The sequence below is a fragment of the Brevibacillus sp. NL20B1 genome (assembly GCF_018195675.1).
Lineage (GTDB): Bacteria > Bacillota > Bacilli > Brevibacillales > Brevibacillaceae > Brevibacillus > Brevibacillus aydinogluensis.
Genome location: NZ_JAGTPT010000004.1, coordinates 22,027 through 40,906 on the forward strand (window position 1 = coordinate 22,027; position 18,880 = coordinate 40,906).

An 18,880-nucleotide genomic window follows, 5' to 3' on the forward strand; every position below is an offset into this window, starting at 1 on the left:
CATCCTCCGTGCATCCGGAGATGTCAGCCTCCTTGTTTTCCGGGCGATGCCGGTTTGTCGTATCAGCGCTCAGGCGCGCTTGCTTTCAACTGAATGGTGGCGGTTCGTTTCTGCTGATCCCACTCGATTTTCCCATCCAGCAGTTCCGCCACCAGCCGGAGCGGGACCATTTCCGTACCGGCAATTGTCCGCTTATCCGCCGACAGGGGCAGCGCCTTTCCATCGCGAAACACCTTGCCCTGTTTAGTGATCCGGATGACCGTGCCCTCTATGGCTGCCACCAGTGCGCCGTCCTGCTGGTCTATGTGAACGGCCGCCCCCAGTTTCTCAAAGGCCTCCATAGTCGGAACGTAGATGCTCCCGCGGATCAGTACGGGCGGCGTGAGGAAGGAAATCTTCTCCGACTGCCGCATGACCTGGATGGGAGCGACTTTGCGGGGGACGACCACCAGGGCGTTGCTCAATTCCCTGCCCGGCGCCGTCAGCAGCTTGCCATGCGCGTAAAGGCCGGATGACGCTCCGCCGTCCAGGTTCATCGCCGCCACCAGCCCCATCGCTTGGCAGATGCCGGCCAATTGGGCCAGGGTGACATTGGGGACCGTTCCCATCACCAGTTGATTGTTCGCCGTGTAGCCAATAAACGAGCGCTGACCGCTTGCCTTGGTCAGCTTGGGATCATTCATTCCCTCTGCGACCGGATTGACGACGATTTTCCCGTCCTTTACCAAAGTGGGGCCCGCACTGGTGACGTGTTGAAACGAATTTGCATCAAACCGGGAGGAACGGTCGATCACCGGCAGGGCGTTTCCGTTGAATCCGATGGACGACCCGCTGACGCCGTCGTGTTTCTTCTCGTAGTCGATGACGATCAATCCCCAGGGCGGCTTGTAATCCCCCTTGTTGTAGGCCATGAAAAACGTTCCGTTAATCGCAGCCAGTGCTCCCGTTCGTTTTGCCATCCCCGCCAGGCTTTCCGTCCGGCCCAGCTCGTCCCGCGCCAGTACCGGACGGACTTCCAGCCGGGGATCGTTCAGATTGATCGTGACGAACTGGACGGTTCTGCTTCCGGCAGACGTGGAAACCTTTTTGCTGCCCGCCATCACACTTTTGGATACATCCTGTGCCGCTCCCTGCGCGGCCAGATGAGCCGGCAAGGCAAGCGCGACGAGCAACACGATGGATATTAGCCATTTCCCTATTTTCATTTCACATTCACCTGTTCCGAAACGTATGTATTTCTGATTAAATTTTATCATAATTTTCCATCGACGAGCAGCGCGTATGACATCCTCTATGTACGCATGGGACGGGCTTGGTTATAATGAAACTCATCATCCGCCGGACACAGAAAGTTCAGGTGATCAATCATGCTGTCGATTCGGGTCGTACACATGCCGGCCAATCTGCCGCCGGACTACGTGGATCTGTTCCTGTCCAGGGTATCCGCAGAACGAAGGCAGAAAATCGCCCGGTTTGTTCGCAAGGAGGACGCTTACCGCTCCTTGTTGGGCGAGGTGCTGGTCCGCTCAACCCTCTCCGAGCATACCGGTGTGAGGCCCGATGCGCTTCAATTTGTCTACAATCCCTATGGAAAGCCGTCTTTGCAAAACAACCCGGATGTAGGATTCAATCTCTCCCACTCCGGGAACTGGATTGCCATGATCTGGGGCGACAGCTCTTGTTGTCCGGGTATTGATGTGGAGCGGATCGTGCGCATGGATCTGCACATCGCCGAACACCTCTTTACCCCGCAAGAAAACCGGATGCTTGCCTCCAAAACGGGAGATGCCCGGTTGGAGTATTTCTATCGCGTATGGACGTTGAAGGAAAGCTATGTGAAAGCCGTCGGCAAAGGCTTGTCCATTCCGCTTGATTCGTTTTCCGTGGTGTGTACGGAAGAACAGACGTGGTATTCCCCGGAGGCGGACGGTTTCCATTTTACAAGCATCAGATTGGACGAGGAGCACATCCTGTCGGCCTGCTCGTGCAAGGCTGCGCTCCCTGATCACGTCCAGCACGTCTCCCTATCGTCCTTGTACGAAACCCTCCTGTAGGGAAATGCAAAACAGCCGGATGCCTGGGCAACCGGCTGTCAGTGTGTAGACAATGTAGCTGTTGCGAGGAGAACACGTTTCCGTCAGCCCCTCCGTGCTCGCCCAGCAGGAAAGCCCAAACTGCACGCTTCGCATCGATTTGCGGGGGATCGCCAAAGCCGCATGGCTACGCAGCCTGTTCAACGGTGGCGCTCCCTTTTCCCGCAAATCGCTGCTCCGCTCAGTAGGGCTCACAAGTCGCTCTGCCTGGAAACGTGATTCTCCTTCGGTACAATCGGTTTGTCTTCAGTCTGACAGCCGGATTGCCTTGGCAACCGGCTGTCAGTGTGTAGACGAAGTCCGTGACGCGGTGGAGGCGCGCCCCATGGAAGCCGGAGGAATGTTGGCGAAGGCGGCGATCTGCACCGCTCCGACCGTATGGCCCGGGAAAACGCCGACGCCGAACAACAGCGTGCGAATCAGCCACGGGTTGGTGCCAGCCCGCCACGTATATGACGCACACGACTGCTTTCGGGTTCAGACGTGCCTTCATTGTCCTTGTCCGACAACAGCCCCTGACCCGGCTTGCAGGCTGCGGGGCCGCAGGTCGGTCCATTGTGAGCGGATGTAGTCCAGGCATTCCTGACGCGTCTGCGGCCCCAGCACAACAGTCCAGCCTTCAGGCACTGCGATGAATGCCGGCCACAGGGAATACTGCCCCTCGTGATTGATCAGCACCAGAAAGGTGCCATCCGCTTTTTCAAAAGGATTGGTCATCGAATCATTCCCTCCTCGAGTGTCCGGATGCCCGACGGTCCAAGGCCTTCAGCTTGGCCGCCAGTATCTGGCCGATTTCGGCAAGCGGGCCGGGCTGACACAAATCCTTGTGCCGGCACGCGATGTCATGCCGTTCGATCCGTCCGCTTACATAGGGAATCCACATATCCGGTTCAATCGGATCAAACCAGTCCGGGATGATCGTGGAGCGGAAAAACAGCAGGTCTCCCTCGTATCGCTCCGGTACATACGCTCCCAGAATGCGGACCGAGTTCACATACGTTTGTTTCAGATTCATGATGGTCGATTCATCCAGGCTGGCCAGTGCGCTGGCGTCGCTGCGGAGGATTTCGAGCGCGCTGGCCATGGTGAGCGGGCCGTCACCCAGGCTGTCCGGATCATAGCCGCCCAAGGCGAGCAGCGCGATCAGGGCCTCCTCTTCATCCGGTTCTCCGCGAAGCGGCAGGAGGTGGCTGGGGTACGAATCGAGCATGGCCAGGAACGAGACTTCTTCTCCCTCTTTCTGAAGCTGCACGGCCATCGCATGCGCTACATTGCCGCCAAACGACCAGCCCAGCAGCCGATACGGACCGGCAGGCTGAACGGAACGAACATGTTGAAGGTAATCGGCCGTCATTTCTCCCAGCGTTTTCGGAAACTCCTCGGGCTGGGCAATGCCTCGGGCCTGCAGGCCGTAGATCGGATATTCCGTGCCGAGATGTTTCATCAGCCCGGCATAGCACCAGCTGAGTCCTCCCGCAGGATGCACGCAGAACAGCGGGAGCTGCTCGCCGTGGGCGCGGAGCGGCAGCAGCACCTGGAGCGCGCTTTTTCCCGTGTCCATGTCAAGCCGTTCAGCAAGCCCGGCAACAGTAGGCGCCTCAAACAGCACGCCGATGCCGATGTCTCGGCCCATGGTCTCGCGGATGCGGCTCATCAGGCGAACGGCCAGCAGCGAATGGCCCCCCAGCTCGAAAAAGCTGTCATCAATACTTACACGCTGCAAACCCAGCACCTCGGCAAACAAATTGCACAAGACCTCTTCCTGCGGCGTTCTGGGGCCGCGCCCGCCTGAAGTCAGGGAGAAATCGGGCGCCGGAAGCGCCTTGCGGTCCAGCTTGCCATTCGGCGTGAGCGGCAGGACATCCATTTCCACGATCGCTGACGGCACCATGTAATCAGGCAGACTGGAGGCGGCAAACCGGCGCAGTACAGCAGGTTCGACGCTTGTGTCCGCGGCCGGAACGACGTAAGCCACCAGGCGTTTGTCTCCCGGCTGATCCTCCCGCACCACTACCGCCACCTGGGCCACAGCGGGATGTCTGGCGAGCACGGCCTCGATCTCGCCCAGTTCGATGCGGAACCCCCGAATCTTCACCTGCTGGTCGGCACGGCCCCAATACTCTAAAGACCCATCGCTGAGCCGCTTGGCAAGATCGCCGGTGCGATACATCCTCGTACCGGGGGGACCGAACGGATCGGCAACAAACCGCTCCGCCGTCAAATCCGGCCGTCCCCCGTAACCGCGGGCCAGTCCGGCACCGGCGACGTACATCTCCCCCGTCACTCCCGGCGGAACAGGCTGCAGGAAATCATCCAACACATACACCCGCAGATCCGGTATCGGGCGGCCGATCAGGCTGTTGGCACCGGAAGCTGCATGGTGACGGTCAAGCTCGATATAGCTGACATGCACGGTCGTCTCGGTGATACCGTACATGTTGATCAGCTTGGGAGCATCGTCCGGATGGCGCTGATACCAGTCCGCCAGACGTCCCAATTCCAGCGCCTCGCCGCCGAAAATCACGAAGCGCAAGGAGAGCATCTGACCCAGGTCGGGATGTTCCCGATCAGCCTGCATCAATTGATAGAACGCTGACGGCGTCTGGTTCAATACCGTCACGCCCTCCCGCACGAGAAGCTGGAGGAACTCTCCCGGCGACCTGCTGATCGCATGGGGCACCACTACAAGACGTCCGCCATGCAGGAGCGCTCCCCAAATCTCCCACACCGAGAAGTCGAAGGCATAGGAATGGAACAGCGTCCACACATCGTCAGAGCCAAAGCGGAACCAGTGATCGGTGGAAGCAAACAATCTCACCACGTTCTGATGCGGGATGACGACGCCCTTGGGCCTTCCCGTGGAGCCCGAGGTGTAGATGATATACGCCGGGCTGTGTGCAGACAGACGTCCGCGGCGTTCACGGTCACCAGGATTGGCAGGAGAATGCTGCCTGAGCCGCTCTTGCGTCTCCGGTTCATCCAGCACGATCAGGGGCAGACCGCCAGCATCAGGCAGTCTGGAGACCACCTGCGTGCTTGTAATAATGGAAACCGGTCTTGCGTCCTCCAGCATATATGCCAGCCGGTCGGCCGGGTAATCCGGATCGAGAGGCAGGTAGGCGGCTCCGGCCTTCAGCACGGCCAGCACGCCGACAACCATTTCAATCGACCGCGGCAGCGCCAGGGCCACAACCTGCTCCGGACCGACCCCCTCTGCAATCAGCAGATGCACGAGCCGATTGGCCCGGGTGTTCAGCTCATCGTAGCTCAGGGAGACATCCTCATGGACGACGGCCACAGCCTCAGGACTTCGGACAACCTGTGCCTCGAACAACTCCGGCAGCACGGTCTGCGGCACATCGTTTCCAGCCGCGCTCCATTCCTGCAGCATGCTTTGGCGCTCTTCCGGCATCAGAATATCAAGTTCTCCGATCGACTTGCCCGGATCAGCAGCCACAGCCTCCAGCACCCGCAGGAACCGGCCCGCCAATCTTTCAGCCGTACTGCGTTTGAACAGATCGGCGCTGTATTCCAGAATGCCATCCAGACCCGCAGGAGTGCCATCCGCCGAACGGCGCTCCTTCAACTCCACGGTCAGGTCAAATTTGGCCGTGCCCGCACTTTCAATTGTCAGGCTGCTCTCCACACCAGTAAGTTCCAACGCCGCATCAGGCGTGTTCTGGAGCACCAGCATGATCTGAAACAGCGGGTGTCTGGACCGGGAGCGGACGGGGTTCATAACCTCCACCAGCCGCTCGAAAGGCAGGTCCTGATGCTCGTACGCAGCCAGATTTACCTCACGGACTCTGGCCAGCAGTTCGCGGAAGCTGGGGTTTCCAGACGTGTCGGTACGAAGCACCAGCGTGTTGATGAACAATCCGACCAGGCTGTCCAGCGCATCGTCGGTCCGCCCGGCAATCGGACTGCCGATCGGAATATCGGTGCCTGCGCCAAGGCGGGTGAGCAAAGCGGCGAGGGCAGACTGCAGGACCATGAACAGGCTCGCTCTGTTTTCACGGGCCACTTCCAGCAGTCGGCCGTGCAGTTCCTCGCTGATGTGGAACGGAATGACACCGCCCCGGTAGCTGGCTTCTGCCGGTCTTGGATAATCGCACGGCAGTTCCAACTGATCCGGCAGGTTGGCAAGTGTCCGCGTCCAGTACGCAAGCTGTCTGGCGATCAAACTGTCGGGGTCGCGCTCACTCCCCAGAAGCTGTTCCTGCCAAACCGCGTAATCCGCATACTGTACCGGCAGCGGCGGCCATGACGGGAGCTCGCCCCGGCAGCGGGCTGCGTAAGCGGTGGAGAGATCGCGGGCCAACGGGGTCAGCGACCAGCCATCTCCGGCGATATGGTGCAGCAGCAGCAAGAGTACGTACTCGTTTTGTCCAAGTACGAATAATTGGGCGCGGAGTGAAGGCTCCGATGAGAGTTGGAAGCTGTAGCGCACGGCGTCGGCAAGCAGCCCGGGCAGTTCAGCCTCGTTCGTTTCCGTCACAATCAGCTCAGGTCGAGCGTCGGCTGCGTCCAAAACCAGCTGGTGCGACGCGCCCGACTTGTCGGGAAAGATGGTGCGCAGGGTTTCATGGCGAGCGACGACATCGCCAATCGCCTCCTCCAGCGCCTGTACATCCAGTTCGCCGGACAGGCGGGCCACGAGCGGAATGTTATAGGCCGGATTGGGTCCATCCAGTCGGTACAGGAACCACAAGCGGCGCTGGGCAAACGAAAGCGGCACTGCCTCCGGACGCGCGACCGGCCGCACAGGCGGTCTGACATCCCGCGCATGATCGAGCCGCTTGACCAGCCCTGCTACCGTGGGTGACTCAAAGAGGCTGCCAATGCTCAATTCGACACCGAAGACATCGCGGATACGGGCGATTACCCGTCCGGCAAGCAGGGAGTGACCGCCCAATGCAAAAAAGTCCTCGTCTATCCCCACATGAGCCAGGCCGAGCACTTCGGCGAACAGGTCGCACAACATCTCTTCCTGCGGCGTCCTCGGTCCGCGCCCTGTAACCGTATGGAGATCAGGCGCTGGCAGTGCCTTGCGGTCAATTTTTTTATTCGGCGTCAACGGCATTTCGGCAAGTTGGACAAACGCGGACGGGATCATGTAATCGGGCAGTTCGGCGGAGACATGCCGGCGCAGCTCGGCTGGGTCTATGCCGGCGGATGCATGCGGGACCACATATGCCACCAGCCGTTTGTCCCCTGGCTGGTCTTCCCGGACGACTACTGCAACCTGGGATATCGCAGGATGCCGGGACAGGAGCGACTCGATCTCGCCAAGTTCGATCCGGAACCCGCGAAGTTTCACCTGGTGATCGACACGGCCCACGTACTCAAGGGAGCCGTCCGGCAGCCATCTCACCAGATCTCCCGTGCGGTACATCCGGGAGCCCGGCGCGCCGTACGGGTCGGCCACGAATCGCTCGGCCGTCAGCTCCGGCCGTCCCAGGTAGCCGCGAGCCAAGCCGGCACCGGCAATGTACAGCTCTCCCACCACTCCCGGCGGAACGGGCTTCAGTCCGCCATCCAGCACATACACCCGCGTATTCCAAATCGGCCTGCCAATCGGGGGTGTTCCCGCTCGCTCATCGCCAAGGTGCATGGCAGTGGAATAAATGGTGGTTTCCGTCGGACCGTATTGATTATGGACATCGCACCCCAGTTCCTGCAGGGCGAGTTTGAGCCCGCTGGGGAACGCCTCGCCTCCCGTAATGATGCGCAGGCCGTCAAATTTGTCGGGCCTGCTCGCTGCCAGCTCGTGCCACAGGGTCGGCGTCGCCTGCATGATCGTCGTGCCGGTCTCGCGAATCATTTTCGCCAGAGCCGACGGGTCCATGATCGTATCCTTCGCGGCGATGACAACACGGGCCCCGCTCGTGAGCGGCAGGTACAGCTCCAGAACCGAGATGTCAAATGAAATCGTGGTAACCGACAGCCACGCATCCCGTTCGTCCAGCGCAAACCGATCCTGCATCGCCAGGATCAGGTTGGTCAGGTTGCCAAACGTGACCATGACCCCCTTGGGTCTTCCGGTCGAACCGGAGGTGTACAGCACGTAGGCAGGATGAAGCGGCGACAAGCAGTTTGTTCGATCAGCATTGCCGGGATTGTGAATCGCTTGCCGCATCAGCCTGTCGATGGTTTCCGGCTCGTCAAGCACGAGTCTTGAGCCCGTACCACAATCCGGCAGCCGATGGGCAACCTGTCTGGCTGTGATGACGCATACGGGTCTGGCGTCCTCCAGCATGTAGGCTAGCCGGTCGGACGGAAAGTCCGGGTCCAGTGGCAGGTACGCCGCTCCCGCCTTGTGAACCGCCAGTATGGCGACGACCATTTCCGGTGAACGCGGCAGCGCAAGCGCGACCACACGCTCCGGTCCGACACCGTGCGCCATCAGCAGATGGGCAAGCTGATTGGCTCGTTTGTTCAGCTCGGCATAGCTGAGCGAAACGCCTTCAACCTCCACGGCGACAGCCTCAGGCGTGCGGGAGGCCTGCTGCTCAAACTGCTCGTGCGCGCTGGTCGTCGGCAGGTCATGAGCGGTTTCATTCCATTCAAACAGCACCTTCTGGCGTTCCTCCGGCAGGAGCAAGTCAATCTGCGAGACCGGCTGGCCGGAGTCAGCCGACGCCATATTGTCCAGGAAACAAAGAAAGCGCCGCTGATGAACCGCCAGCTCGTCGGCGCCGTAAATCGCCGGATTGGCGTCAAAATTGAAATGCAGCCCGCTGCCGTCTGATCTGTCGTAGACGTTTATCGTCAGGTCGTCCACGGGGCCGGCCGACAGGTTTCGCGTTGTCGCGCGATGGCCGGCAAAGCGCACATCATAGTCAAACGGCATCACATTGATCATCGGACCAAACAATCGCCGGTTGTCCCCCAGCAGTTTCAGATCGCGCCGCAGATCTTCATGCCGGTAACGCTGATGCCGTCTGATCTCGCGGATTTCCTGCGAGACCTGCTGCAGGAGAGCTGCCAGACTCATGTCCGGCCGCACCGTCAACCTTAGCGGCAGCACGTTCATGACCATTCCCGGCACGCGCAGCGATGCAGAGCCGAGTCGGCACATCATGGGCAAGCCGAGAATCACATCGTTTGCGCCTGTCAACCGCTGGACATAAGCCGCCGCAGCGGCAATCACGACGTCAGACCAGGTTGTCCCCGTCTGGCTTGCCAGCCCTTTTAGCGCAGTCATGCTGGTTGACGGAAGCTGTGCCGACTGACGCAAAAAGCCGCGGGATGTCCTCGCCGCCCTGTCTCCCAGACTGACCACCTCGGGCTCATCGGCGAAGCGTGACAGCCAAAACTGCCGATCCCGCTCCATTTGCTCCGAGCTGCGATAGGCTGCCTCTTCCTCCAGGATGGAGTGAACAGACCCAAAAGCCGCCTCGTCGTACGGCCGGCCATGGACGAGTGCCGTATAGATGTGTGCCACCCTTCGCGCCAACAGCGAATAGCCAAAGCCATCAATCGCAATATGATGGATGCGCTGATACCAGAAGAACCGGTCAGGCGCCAATTTCAACAGCGCTTGTGCAAACAGGGGACCGCGGGTCAGATCAACCGGTTGGGCCATGTCCTGCTTCATCCACGTTTCTGCCGCTTCCTGAGGATCTTCATGGCCGCTGACGTCCACGAAATGCAGCGGCCAGTCAGCTGACAGGCAGAGGCTCTGCCACGGACCGTTCCAATCCTCGCCGAAGTGCAGATGCAGCGTTTCCGCCTCCGTCACGGCCCGGCGCAGGGCAACCTCGAACAGCGCAGGATCGACGGGGCCATGGATTTCGATGCACTCGGCGGTGTTGAAGGTCGGATTGTCCGGGTCGAGCTTTTGTGCAAACCAAATGCCATTCTGTGCACCCGACAAGGGCCAGCGTACATCCTGATGATCCGGCATGAACATCACCTCTTTCATACGACGAAGTAATCCTGATTGGGCAAACTCTGCTTCAATCGTGATGACAACAGCGCCCACCAGGCGGCCAGTGTCGGCTGCTCAGCCAGTTCCACAAAGGTCACCTCTGCACCGCTGCGGCGCCATCTCTCCACCAGCGACATGATCCTGACGGAATCAAGCCCCCACACGTTAATCAGGTCGTCGTTTTCCCCAAGGTTTGCCGGCAGTTCCTGGAGCAAATCAGCTACTTGCGCGCGGATCGCTTCCTGCGTGATCGGCTGCGGGTCACTTTCACGGGCGGCCGGCGCTTCAGCCTGCACGCCGCTCAGCTGATCGATCAGACGCTGCGTCGTGATCGTGACCGCGCAGCGCTCAGCCGCGTAGGTCAGCGCCATCATGTGCTTCTCCCGAGAGAAATCCGCTACCGCATCTGCAACGAAGAACGGCTGCACATCTTTCATGAACGCTTCGCACGCGGTCATCAGGCAGCCGATATGGGCGTAGATGCCGCACACGATAAGCTGATCCCGTCCGCGCTGCTGCAACATCTCCAGCAAATTGGTCTGTTGAAAGGCGCTGTACCGCCACTTGGTCAACACCAGATCCTGCCCGCCCGGCGCAAGCTCATCGACGATCTTCTGCTGATCGGGGCACTTCGTCAGTCCCGGCCCCCAGAAATCCTGCAGCAGTCCGCGCTGCTCTGGGGACTGTTTGCCAGGCTGCGCCGAATAGATGACGGGGATTCCCTGCTCGGCGCAATAGGCTTTGAGCTTTTGGATATTGGCCAGAAGCTCCACGACCGGAGACTCCGTAACGGTGAACGCATTCAGAAAATACTGCTGCATGTCATGAATCAGCAGAGCCGCCCGCTTCGGATCAGGTGTCCACGCCACCCTGTTCTTCGGCAGGTCAGACTCTACAGGCATCGGATACGGCAATATGGCGGGAATCGCCATGCTAACTCCTCCCTTGCTTGTGTTGGTGCGTACGCGACTGCAATTGCTGGGCGATGCGTTCACGCAGCATTTTTTTGCTGATCTTGCCGACTGCCGTCATGGGGAACGAATCGACAAATTCCACTCGATCCGGTATCTTGTAAGCCGCCAATCCACGCTCCCGCAGGAACGCTTTGAGTTCGGCCGCTGTGGGAGCCGGATGATGCGGAATCACGAAGGCGCACGTGCGCTCGCCCAGATAATCGTCCGGCATGGCGACCACGGCGGCGTCATGTACGCCGGGATGAGCGAGCAGATGGTTCTCCACTTCTTCAGCCGCCACCTTGTCGCCGCCCCGGTTGATCTGGTCTTTGGCACGTCCCTCTACGACCAGATGACCTGTTGGAGTCAACCGTGCCAGATCGCCCGTGCGGTAAAAACCGTCAGCAGTGAACGCCTTGGCGTTGTGCTCCTCGGCCTTGTAATAGCCGCGAATGGTATAAGGTCCCCGGGTCAGAAGATGTCCCACCTGGCCCTGCTCGACTTCGCGATCATTGTCGTCAACCAGGCGAATCTCATCATACGGCGACATGGGTCTGCCCTGGGTGTTCACGATGATCTCCTCAGGATCATCCAGTCTTGTATAATTGACCAGTCCCTCCGCCATCCCGAACACCTGCTGCAGGGTGCAGCCGATCGTCGGTTTGACCATCCTGGCAGCCTCAGCGGCGAACTTGGCCCCGCCCACCTGCAGGACCTGCAGGCTGGACAGATCATGCCTTCGCGATGCCGCCGCATCCAGCCAGACCAGGGCCAGCGGAGGCACTACGGCCGTAATCGTGACCTGCTCCCGCGCGATCAGCGGAAACGCCTCGTCCGGGCTGCCGCTGCGCGCGAGAACCACTCTGCCGCCGGCGTACAGCGTCCCGAGTACGCCGGGCGAGCTGAGCGGAAAGTTGTGGGCAACAGGCAGTACCGCGAGATACACGCTGCTCTCATCAAGCTGGCAAATCTCGGCGCTGACCCGCAAACTGTAGATGTAATCATCGTGCGTCCGGGGAATCAGCTTGGGCAGTCCGGTGCTGCCGCCGGACAGCTGGAGAAACGCCACATCGCTGGCGCTCGGCCCTTCCGGCAGACTGACGGAATCTGTGCGCATTTCATCCAGCGCGTCAAACTGTCCCGGGTCGCCCGCCACAATCACGTGACGCAAGGTGGGAACGCTCTCCTTGACATGAGCGGCAAGCTCGCGGTAGTCAAACCCCGCTTCAACGTCTGGGATGACGTACGCAACCGCTTCGGTGAACTCGCACAAATAGGTGATCTCACTCTTTCGATGCAGGGGGAGGGCAAACACAGGCAGCGCCCCCAGCCGAAACAGTGCAAAAATCACTTCAAAAAATTCCGGGATATTGGGAAGCTGCACGACGACCCGGTCCATCGGCTTGATTCCCAGCTTCTGAAACCCCGCTGCCAAGCGGTCGGCCCGGGCGTCAAGTTCCGCGTAGCTGATCCGCCTGTCACCGCTGACGATGGCGATGCGGTCCCCGTAAGCGGCGGCACGCTTCCGCAGCATCTCTCCAAACGTCTCACCCTGCCAGCACCCTGCCGCCCGGTATCGATCGGCAAATTCCTTGGGCCACGTTGGGCATCCTGACAGCATGACTTACCCCTCCTTTCTTCCGGCCAGCACCGGCTGGTTCAGCCCCATGGCCAGAAGCATGGTGCGAAACTTCGCAGATGTTTCCAAAAGTTCTGCCTCCGGATTTGAGCCGAGGACGATACCTGCTCCCGCAAACAGACGAATCACGCGCCCCTCCACTTCGGCGCAGCGGATGGTGACTGCCCACTCCCCATCGCCGTTTGCATCGCACCATCCGACCATTCCCGTAAAGAACCCTCGATCAAACGGCTCCAACTCCTGAATCACCGCACGCGCCTGATCGACAGGCGTTCCGCATACAGCGGGAGTCGGGTGAAGCGCTGCCGCCAGCTGAAGCGACGAGGTGGAGGGATCGATCAGCTCCCCGTTTATTTCCGTGGAAAGATGCCACATGGTGTTGGTCTGCACCAGCGAAGGCTCCCGGGGAACGTCCAGATGCTTGCAATAGGGACGGAGCGCTTCGACGACTGCCTCGACGACCACCGCATGCTCATGCCGGTCCTTGGCGGAAGCAAGCAGCGAAGCCGCGCGCCGCTCATCCTCGCGGGGATCGTCACTGCGGGCCGCAGAACCTGCCAAGGGATTGGCCATGATGTACGGCCCTGTCTTGGCCACGAGCAGTTCCGGGCTGGCGCCGATCAACGTCCGCGATCCTTCGCTGTCCGCCGCAGCGCTGCGCACGCCCTTTGGCGTCAGGTTTGCCGCGAATGTGTAGCCGCGCGTGTTGTGCCGGGCCAGGTTGCGGAGCAGTTGATGGATATTCACGGAGTCAGAGGAGGTCAGGTGCAGCGATCTCGCCAGCACCACCTTCTGAATGTCACCTTGTTGAAGGCGCGCCAATATCCGGTTTACGCCCTCCTCATATTCCGCCGGCGCCGGTATTTCGCGAATCTCAAAGGCAGATGCAGCGTTCTGTTCAGCCAAAACGTCCGGTGTGAATTCAAGCGGTCCTGCCCATTGGAGGGTTTGCGGCACGACGAGTTGGGCTGGCTTCGTGTGATCAAACGGAACCGCGCCGACTGCGACCGACGTGCCGTGCCCGGACCGCTCGGCGCTGGCAAGCAGCTCGGCAACTCTTCGGGCCAGGCTTCTCAACGCATCCGGTCCCTCGTACTCCGGCAGTCTGGCCCATTCTCCCTCTGCCAGCAGGGTACGCTTGGGCGAAGAGAAAAAGAAGGCGGAGCCCGCTTGATATGCTTCGAGCAGCGCTGTGGCGCTTGCCGCGGAACCAGCAACTTGTTTCAGCATTCATCGTCATCTCCCATCCATTTTTACATTCCCAGGGTTGCACCGCCGTCGACGCACAGGTCGTGCATCGTAATATGCCGCGCCTGGTCGGATACCAGAAACAGCACCGCATCGGCAATGTCCGAGGGCTGGGCCATCCTTCCAAGCGGTATGCCCAGGCGGTACTGCTCCAAATTGCCGGCGATGACAGCCTGCGCGCCATTGTCATCCGCCCACAATGCCCGCTGCATGGCTGTGTCGGTTGAGCCGGGCGATACCACATTGCAGCGGATATTGTACCGGGCGTACTCCAACCCCAGGCACTTGGTGAACATCGTCGCAGCTGCCTTCGAGGCCGCGTAGGCCGACATCTGCATGCGCGGCACCCCAGCGGCGTTTGAAGCGACGGTCACAATCGCACCGGATCGGCGGGAGGCCATGCGCCTGACGACCGCGCGGGAAACATAGAACACTCCGTTTGCATTCACCGCGAACGTGGCCGCCCAATCCTCGTCGCTGAGCGATTCGATTGGCCCTGTGCGCAGCACGCCGGCGACGTTGACCAGTATGTCGATCGGACCGAGCTCCTGTTCGATTCGCTCTACCATCGCTTCGACGGCGCCGCTGTCACGAATGTCTGTGGGAAAAGCTGCTGCCTGATGACCGCCGGCACACAGTTCTTCCACGAGTGCTTGGACGCCTGCGGCCTGCTTGTCTGCCGCCGCAACCAAGGCTCCACGCTCGGCCAGGGCCGCTGCTACCGCTCTCCCGATCCCCTGCGCGGCTCCTGTGACCAAGGCAACTTTACCCGTAATTCCCGCAATCTCCATACAAGGTCTCTCTCCTCTTACTCCCATCGGGGCTGCAATGATGCGGCGCACTCTCCACTCGTCACGCGCCGCATGGCCTCGTTATTTCTCTGGATACAAGGCAAAACGCAGGGCCCTGCTGATCAGGACCGGCAGCACCGATACATGGTTTTCGTCCTCAAACTCTTTGAACACCACCTGCAGCCCACGTGCAGCATGGGCGGACAGACGTTCTGACAACTCCCGGGCATGATAGCAATTTTGGGATACGTGATCTTTTTCCATTTCTCCGAACCCAAGCAGTACCTTGATGTTCAGCGATTCCTGCTCCAGGCGGGCTGCGAACTGCTTCTCCGCCTGCATCAGATGCTGCCGGTTCCAATGGATCGAGGGGCTGCCGGCGATATAGCACTGAAAGGCATCCGGCTTCGTAAACAGCACGTGCAGGGTGAACAGTCCGCCAAGGGAATGGCCGAAGAGCGTTTGTCTGCTGCGGTCGATCTTGAATTCCCGTGCGATCCGCGGCTTCAGCTCTTCTTCAATGAACTGCAGGAACGCTTCAGCTCCCCCTTGCGGAGGCAGGGCAGCCCCGTTCGGAAGTTGCGTAAATTCCGTGGTGGGCATGGGCGTCAGATCGTAATACCGGGCCGGGGCAAACGGGCCGTCCGTTTCATAGCCGATGCCGACGACCACCGCCGGTACAACCCCTGTCTTCTCCGGGCGGCCGCTCTGCAGGCGAACGGCCTCCACCATCGTTCCGAAAACGGAATTGGCATCCAGCACGTAAATGACCGGATATCCCGAGGGAGGCGGCGCTTCCGCCGGGGTGGCCACCATGATCTGATAGCTGCGGTTTTCCGCGCGCGACTGCATGATCCATCGTTTGGAACGGGGGATTTCCGCCTTGCCGCTCGCGGTCTCCTCGAGCGAGACAGCGCGCTGTTCAGGATGATCGAAAGACATGGATTACATTTCCTACCTTTCTTCACTTACATTTACATCTGGACGGCGTGAAAATCTCCCTTCCAGGCTGCAAGGTGGCCCCATCGATGTGATGTCGTTTCACTTGTTTGCCATACAGGGAGACGTTCAGACATGCGTTTGCTTCCGCTTATTTGGCAAGCAGTTTGACCGTATCGTCAATAATCTTTTCATAGGCGATCAGACCGCTGCCAAGCCAGTACTCGTCGTTCACCTCGTACACGTGCCCCTGCTTCACCGCCGGGATGCTCTTCCAGATGGAACTTTCCGTCATCTCCTTCATGCGCTGTGTCCCTTGACCATACGCATTGATGACAAATATGTAGTCAGCGTCAAGATTCGATAACGTCTCCAGCGTCACGTTCGCACTGTTTGCGTTCTCCACCAGCTTGGACTTTCCGACCCCCAACTGCTGGTGCACAACATTCCCGCACAGATAATTTGCTCCCATCAGGCTGACGCCTTTGGCAGCAAAGCGCATAATCGCGACCTTTTTTCCCCCGACCGCCTGATCCAGCTTTTCTTTGGCCTCCTGCACTTTCTGCCGGTACACTTTCAGCGCTTGATCGGCTTGGGCAGATTTGCCGAGCAGCTCTCCCAGCGTGACGAGCGACTTTTCGACGTCGCCGGACGCATTCTGAAACACGTAGGTCGGTGCGATCTTGGCATAGTTCTCATAGGTGCCATTGGCGGCGTACGTCGCGGTGTGCAGGATGATCAAATCGGGATTGTAGGACATGATCACCTCTGGAGACGGCAGTCCTCCCGAGAAGTCCAGCTTCGGCACATCCTTCAGCTCCTCTTGCAGATACGCGTGTGCCATGTTGCCGTTGGACCATTGGACCACTGGCTTGATGCCCAGCTTGAGCAGCGAATCCTCGAGATAAGGGGCAAATACCCGCTTGGGTTCCGCTGGCACGGTGATTTCATGGCCAAGTTCGTCCTTGACCGTTCGCTCACCAGACGATGCGGGAGTGTTTGCTCCCGTTGCAGAAGCATCAGCGGCTGTTGACACCGATTGCGGCTGTTCGGACGACTCCGCACGTTGAGCCTGATTGGAGCCGCAGCCGGTCAGCAAACTGACTGCCAGCACCAGGCACAGCCAGACGGTAAACGGAAAACGAAAGACAGTGCCAAACCGATTGGCCAGATGAAACATGGTGTTCCTCCTCTTGTGATAATCATTCTCACCGAGAATGATTATAGATGATGCCGCTCAAGCGTCACCATGGGTTCTATCCAGAAGAACATTTGGACATTTTCCCGTAAACAAGAGCATGGCTTCATCCAGCATCCGGAGAATGGACATCGCCGAGTACTCGAACCACGGATCAGCAGAGATCAGGTGCACATTCAGGTTTGTGACTGCTTTCAACTGGCGCCAGGCCGCCTTGTGCTGCAGCGCCAGCCAGTACGCCCGCGACGATGCCTCGGGACACACCACCAGCAATATCCGGTCAGGATCAAGCTCCGCCACCTGCTCCAGCGTAAGCTGCGCATGTTCGGACGGTTCCGGCCGAAATACGGTCCTGATCCGCAGATCCCGGTGCAGCACGTCCTCCAGCCCGCGGTTCCAGTAGGCATGGATCGCCTGGCCGTAGATACGCAGCACCAGAATGCTGTCGTGTCCCAGTTTTGCCTCAATCTGCTCCCGAGCCGACTGAACCCTCTGTTCATATCGCCGGATCCACATCTCCGCCTGATCCTCCCTGTCCAAAAAACGGGCGATCATGCGGAGCTGGTCTCTCCACCCCAACTTCTCTGTCGGAACGAAAAACGAAGACGCCATGTCCGTCAATTTGGCTTTCTCGGCGGGCAGCAGTTGGTCGGTTCCGACAATGGCGTCCGGTCGAATTCGTATGATCTTGTCCAGGTTTGATTCAAACTGCCAGCTCGTGTACGGGTCGGTCAGCGTTAAATGCGCCTTGATCTGTGTGCGATAGGCGTTGTAGTAATAGGGCGTCCACTTGGGGTCCAGCGGCGCTGCAATCGGCACCACGTTCAACGCAAGCAGATGACCCGTAACCGCAGCGGAGCACGCAGCGATGCGTTTCTTGAAATGTTTCGCGAAATCGGACGGTGATACGCCCACTTCCTTTTTAAACTTGCGGCTAAAGTAAAACTCGTCGCTATACCCAACTTTTGCGGCGATATCCCGCAAGCGCTCCCCGGATTCGGCCAAATAGCGCTTCGCCCGGTTGATGCGCAAATCCGTCAAATATTCCATGGCGCTCTGACCATATGTCTTTTTGAAAAGATCCACAAAATACTTGGGACTGATGTTCGCCATCTGCGCAAGCTGCTTGATCGAAAGAGGTTCGTTGTAGTGCTGGTCCATGTATTCCTTGATTTTGGCCAGGTTTGCTTTGGGATTCCGTCTCGGTCTGCACGAGCTGATGTCCGCTGCCTGTCCGTTGTCTGTACGCATGAGACGACTCCTCCTCCCAAACACCAATAATGAGAATCATTATCACTAAAAAGGTAGCACAGGCGGCTCTTCCAGTCAATCCCATTATGGAAAATGAATCATGTGCACCACTGTCTGGACAGCAAAAAAGGCACGGAGCAACTGGTTCCGTGCCTCAGACTGAAGACAAACTGTACTTTTTCATTGAAGTTCCGCAAGGAAACGATCTGACCATCGTTGTCAGGCCGAAAGGCCTGACCATTCATCAACCGAAGATGGAGAAAAAGTACATCGCATGGAGGGATGGGCCAAGCGAGCTCCTTTGACGACCGGCTCAGCGGAAAAACGAAAGACGCGGGGAAAAACAGGGGACACAAGTCTCACTTCGTCGAAACACCCAGATGTTTGTCCCCTGCCCGCGTCGCGTTTTGGAGCGGACACCATCCACCTTCTTTGCTGGGCGTCAAGCGAGCGAGCGGGCCCGATCATCCATGCGCCACGGACTTTGTCTACACGCTGAGGCACGGAGCAACTGGTTCCGTGCCTCAGACTGAAGACAAACTGTACTTTTTCATTGAAGTTCCGCAAGGAAACGATCTGTCCATCGTTGTCAGGCCGAAAGGCCTGCACATTCATCAACCGAAGATGGAGAAAAAGTACATCGCATGGAGGGATGGGCCAAGCGAGCTCCTTTGACGACCGGCTCAGCGGAAAAACGAAAGACGCGGGGAAAAACAGGGGACACAAGTCTCACTTCGTCGAAACACCCAGATGTTTGTCCCCTGCCCGCGTCGCGTTTTGGAGCGGACATCATCCATCTTCTATGATGGGCGTCAAGCGAGCGAGCGGGCCCGAT

General features: G+C 59.2%; 12 protein-coding genes. 2 read left to right on the top strand and 10 right to left on the bottom strand.

Features of this window, described 5'->3' with window-relative positions; all coding sequences use genetic code 11:
• Positions 1-62: 62 nt before the first annotated feature.
• Positions 63-1,175: a phosphodiester glycosidase family protein gene (locus KDN35_RS04185; protein WP_212132158.1), complete on the bottom strand. Its 1,113-nt coding sequence runs from the start codon at positions 1,173-1,175 to the stop codon at positions 63-65.
• 192 nt (positions 1,176-1,367) lie between these two features.
• Between KDN35_RS04185 and KDN35_RS04190 the strand changes: the two genes are divergently transcribed.
• A complete protein-coding gene (locus KDN35_RS04190) occupies positions 1,368-2,054 on the top strand; it encodes a 4'-phosphopantetheinyl transferase family protein (RefSeq protein ID WP_212132159.1) in 687 nt (228 codons plus the stop codon).
• 528 nt (positions 2,055-2,582) lie between these two features.
• Here KDN35_RS04190 and KDN35_RS04195 read toward each other — a convergent pair.
• The 9 genes from KDN35_RS04195 to KDN35_RS04235 all read right to left on the bottom strand — a co-directional run bounded on the left by KDN35_RS04195 (position 2,583) and on the right by KDN35_RS04235 (position 18,045).
• Complete coding sequence (locus tag KDN35_RS04195) at positions 2,583-2,810, bottom strand: MbtH family protein (protein ID WP_212132160.1); 228 nt, start codon at positions 2,808-2,810, stop codon at positions 2,583-2,585.
• A 4-nt stretch (positions 2,811-2,814) separates the two neighbouring features.
• Positions 2,815-10,002, bottom strand: a complete 7,188-nt coding sequence (locus KDN35_RS04200; protein ID WP_212132161.1) for an amino acid adenylation domain-containing protein — start codon at positions 10,000-10,002, stop codon at positions 2,815-2,817.
• A gap of 14 nt (positions 10,003-10,016) precedes the next feature.
• Positions 10,017-10,958 (bottom strand): isochorismatase, encoded by a 942-nt coding sequence (locus KDN35_RS04205; RefSeq protein ID WP_212132162.1) that lies wholly within the window; start codon positions 10,956-10,958, stop codon positions 10,017-10,019.
• A gap of 1 nt (position 10,959) precedes the next feature.
• Positions 10,960-12,600, bottom strand: a complete 1,641-nt coding sequence (locus KDN35_RS04210) for a (2,3-dihydroxybenzoyl)adenylate synthase (RefSeq protein WP_212132163.1) — start codon at positions 12,598-12,600, stop codon at positions 10,960-10,962.
• Positions 12,601-12,603: 3 nt separating this feature from the next.
• Positions 12,604-13,848, bottom strand: coding sequence for an isochorismate synthase DhbC (dhbC, locus tag KDN35_RS04215; protein ID WP_212132164.1), 1,245 nt, complete (start codon positions 13,846-13,848; stop codon positions 12,604-12,606).
• Between the two features lie 23 nt (positions 13,849-13,871).
• Complete coding sequence (locus tag KDN35_RS04220; RefSeq protein WP_212132165.1) at positions 13,872-14,657, bottom strand: 2,3-dihydro-2,3-dihydroxybenzoate dehydrogenase; 786 nt, start codon at positions 14,655-14,657, stop codon at positions 13,872-13,874.
• Positions 14,658-14,738: 81 nt separating this feature from the next.
• Positions 14,739-15,599: an alpha/beta hydrolase gene (locus KDN35_RS04225; protein WP_171565209.1), complete on the bottom strand. Its 861-nt coding sequence runs from the start codon at positions 15,597-15,599 to the stop codon at positions 14,739-14,741.
• Positions 15,600-15,747: 148 nt separating this feature from the next.
• Positions 15,748-16,776 carry an ABC transporter substrate-binding protein gene (locus KDN35_RS04230; protein WP_212132166.1) on the bottom strand — a complete coding sequence of 343 codons (1,029 nt, stop codon included), beginning with the start codon at positions 16,774-16,776 and terminating at the stop codon, positions 15,748-15,750.
• Between the two features lie 57 nt (positions 16,777-16,833).
• Positions 16,834-18,045 carry an AraC family transcriptional regulator gene (locus KDN35_RS04235; RefSeq protein WP_171565211.1) on the bottom strand — a complete coding sequence of 404 codons (1,212 nt, stop codon included), beginning with the start codon at positions 18,043-18,045 and terminating at the stop codon, positions 16,834-16,836.
• A 29-nt stretch (positions 18,046-18,074) separates the two neighbouring features.
• On the opposite strand from KDN35_RS04235, the gene KDN35_RS04240 reads away from it, so the two are divergent.
• Entirely contained in the window at positions 18,075-18,350 is a 276-nt protein-coding gene (locus tag KDN35_RS04240) for a hypothetical protein (RefSeq protein ID WP_212132167.1), read from the top strand.
• The last annotated feature ends 530 nt before the right edge of the window (positions 18,351-18,880 follow it).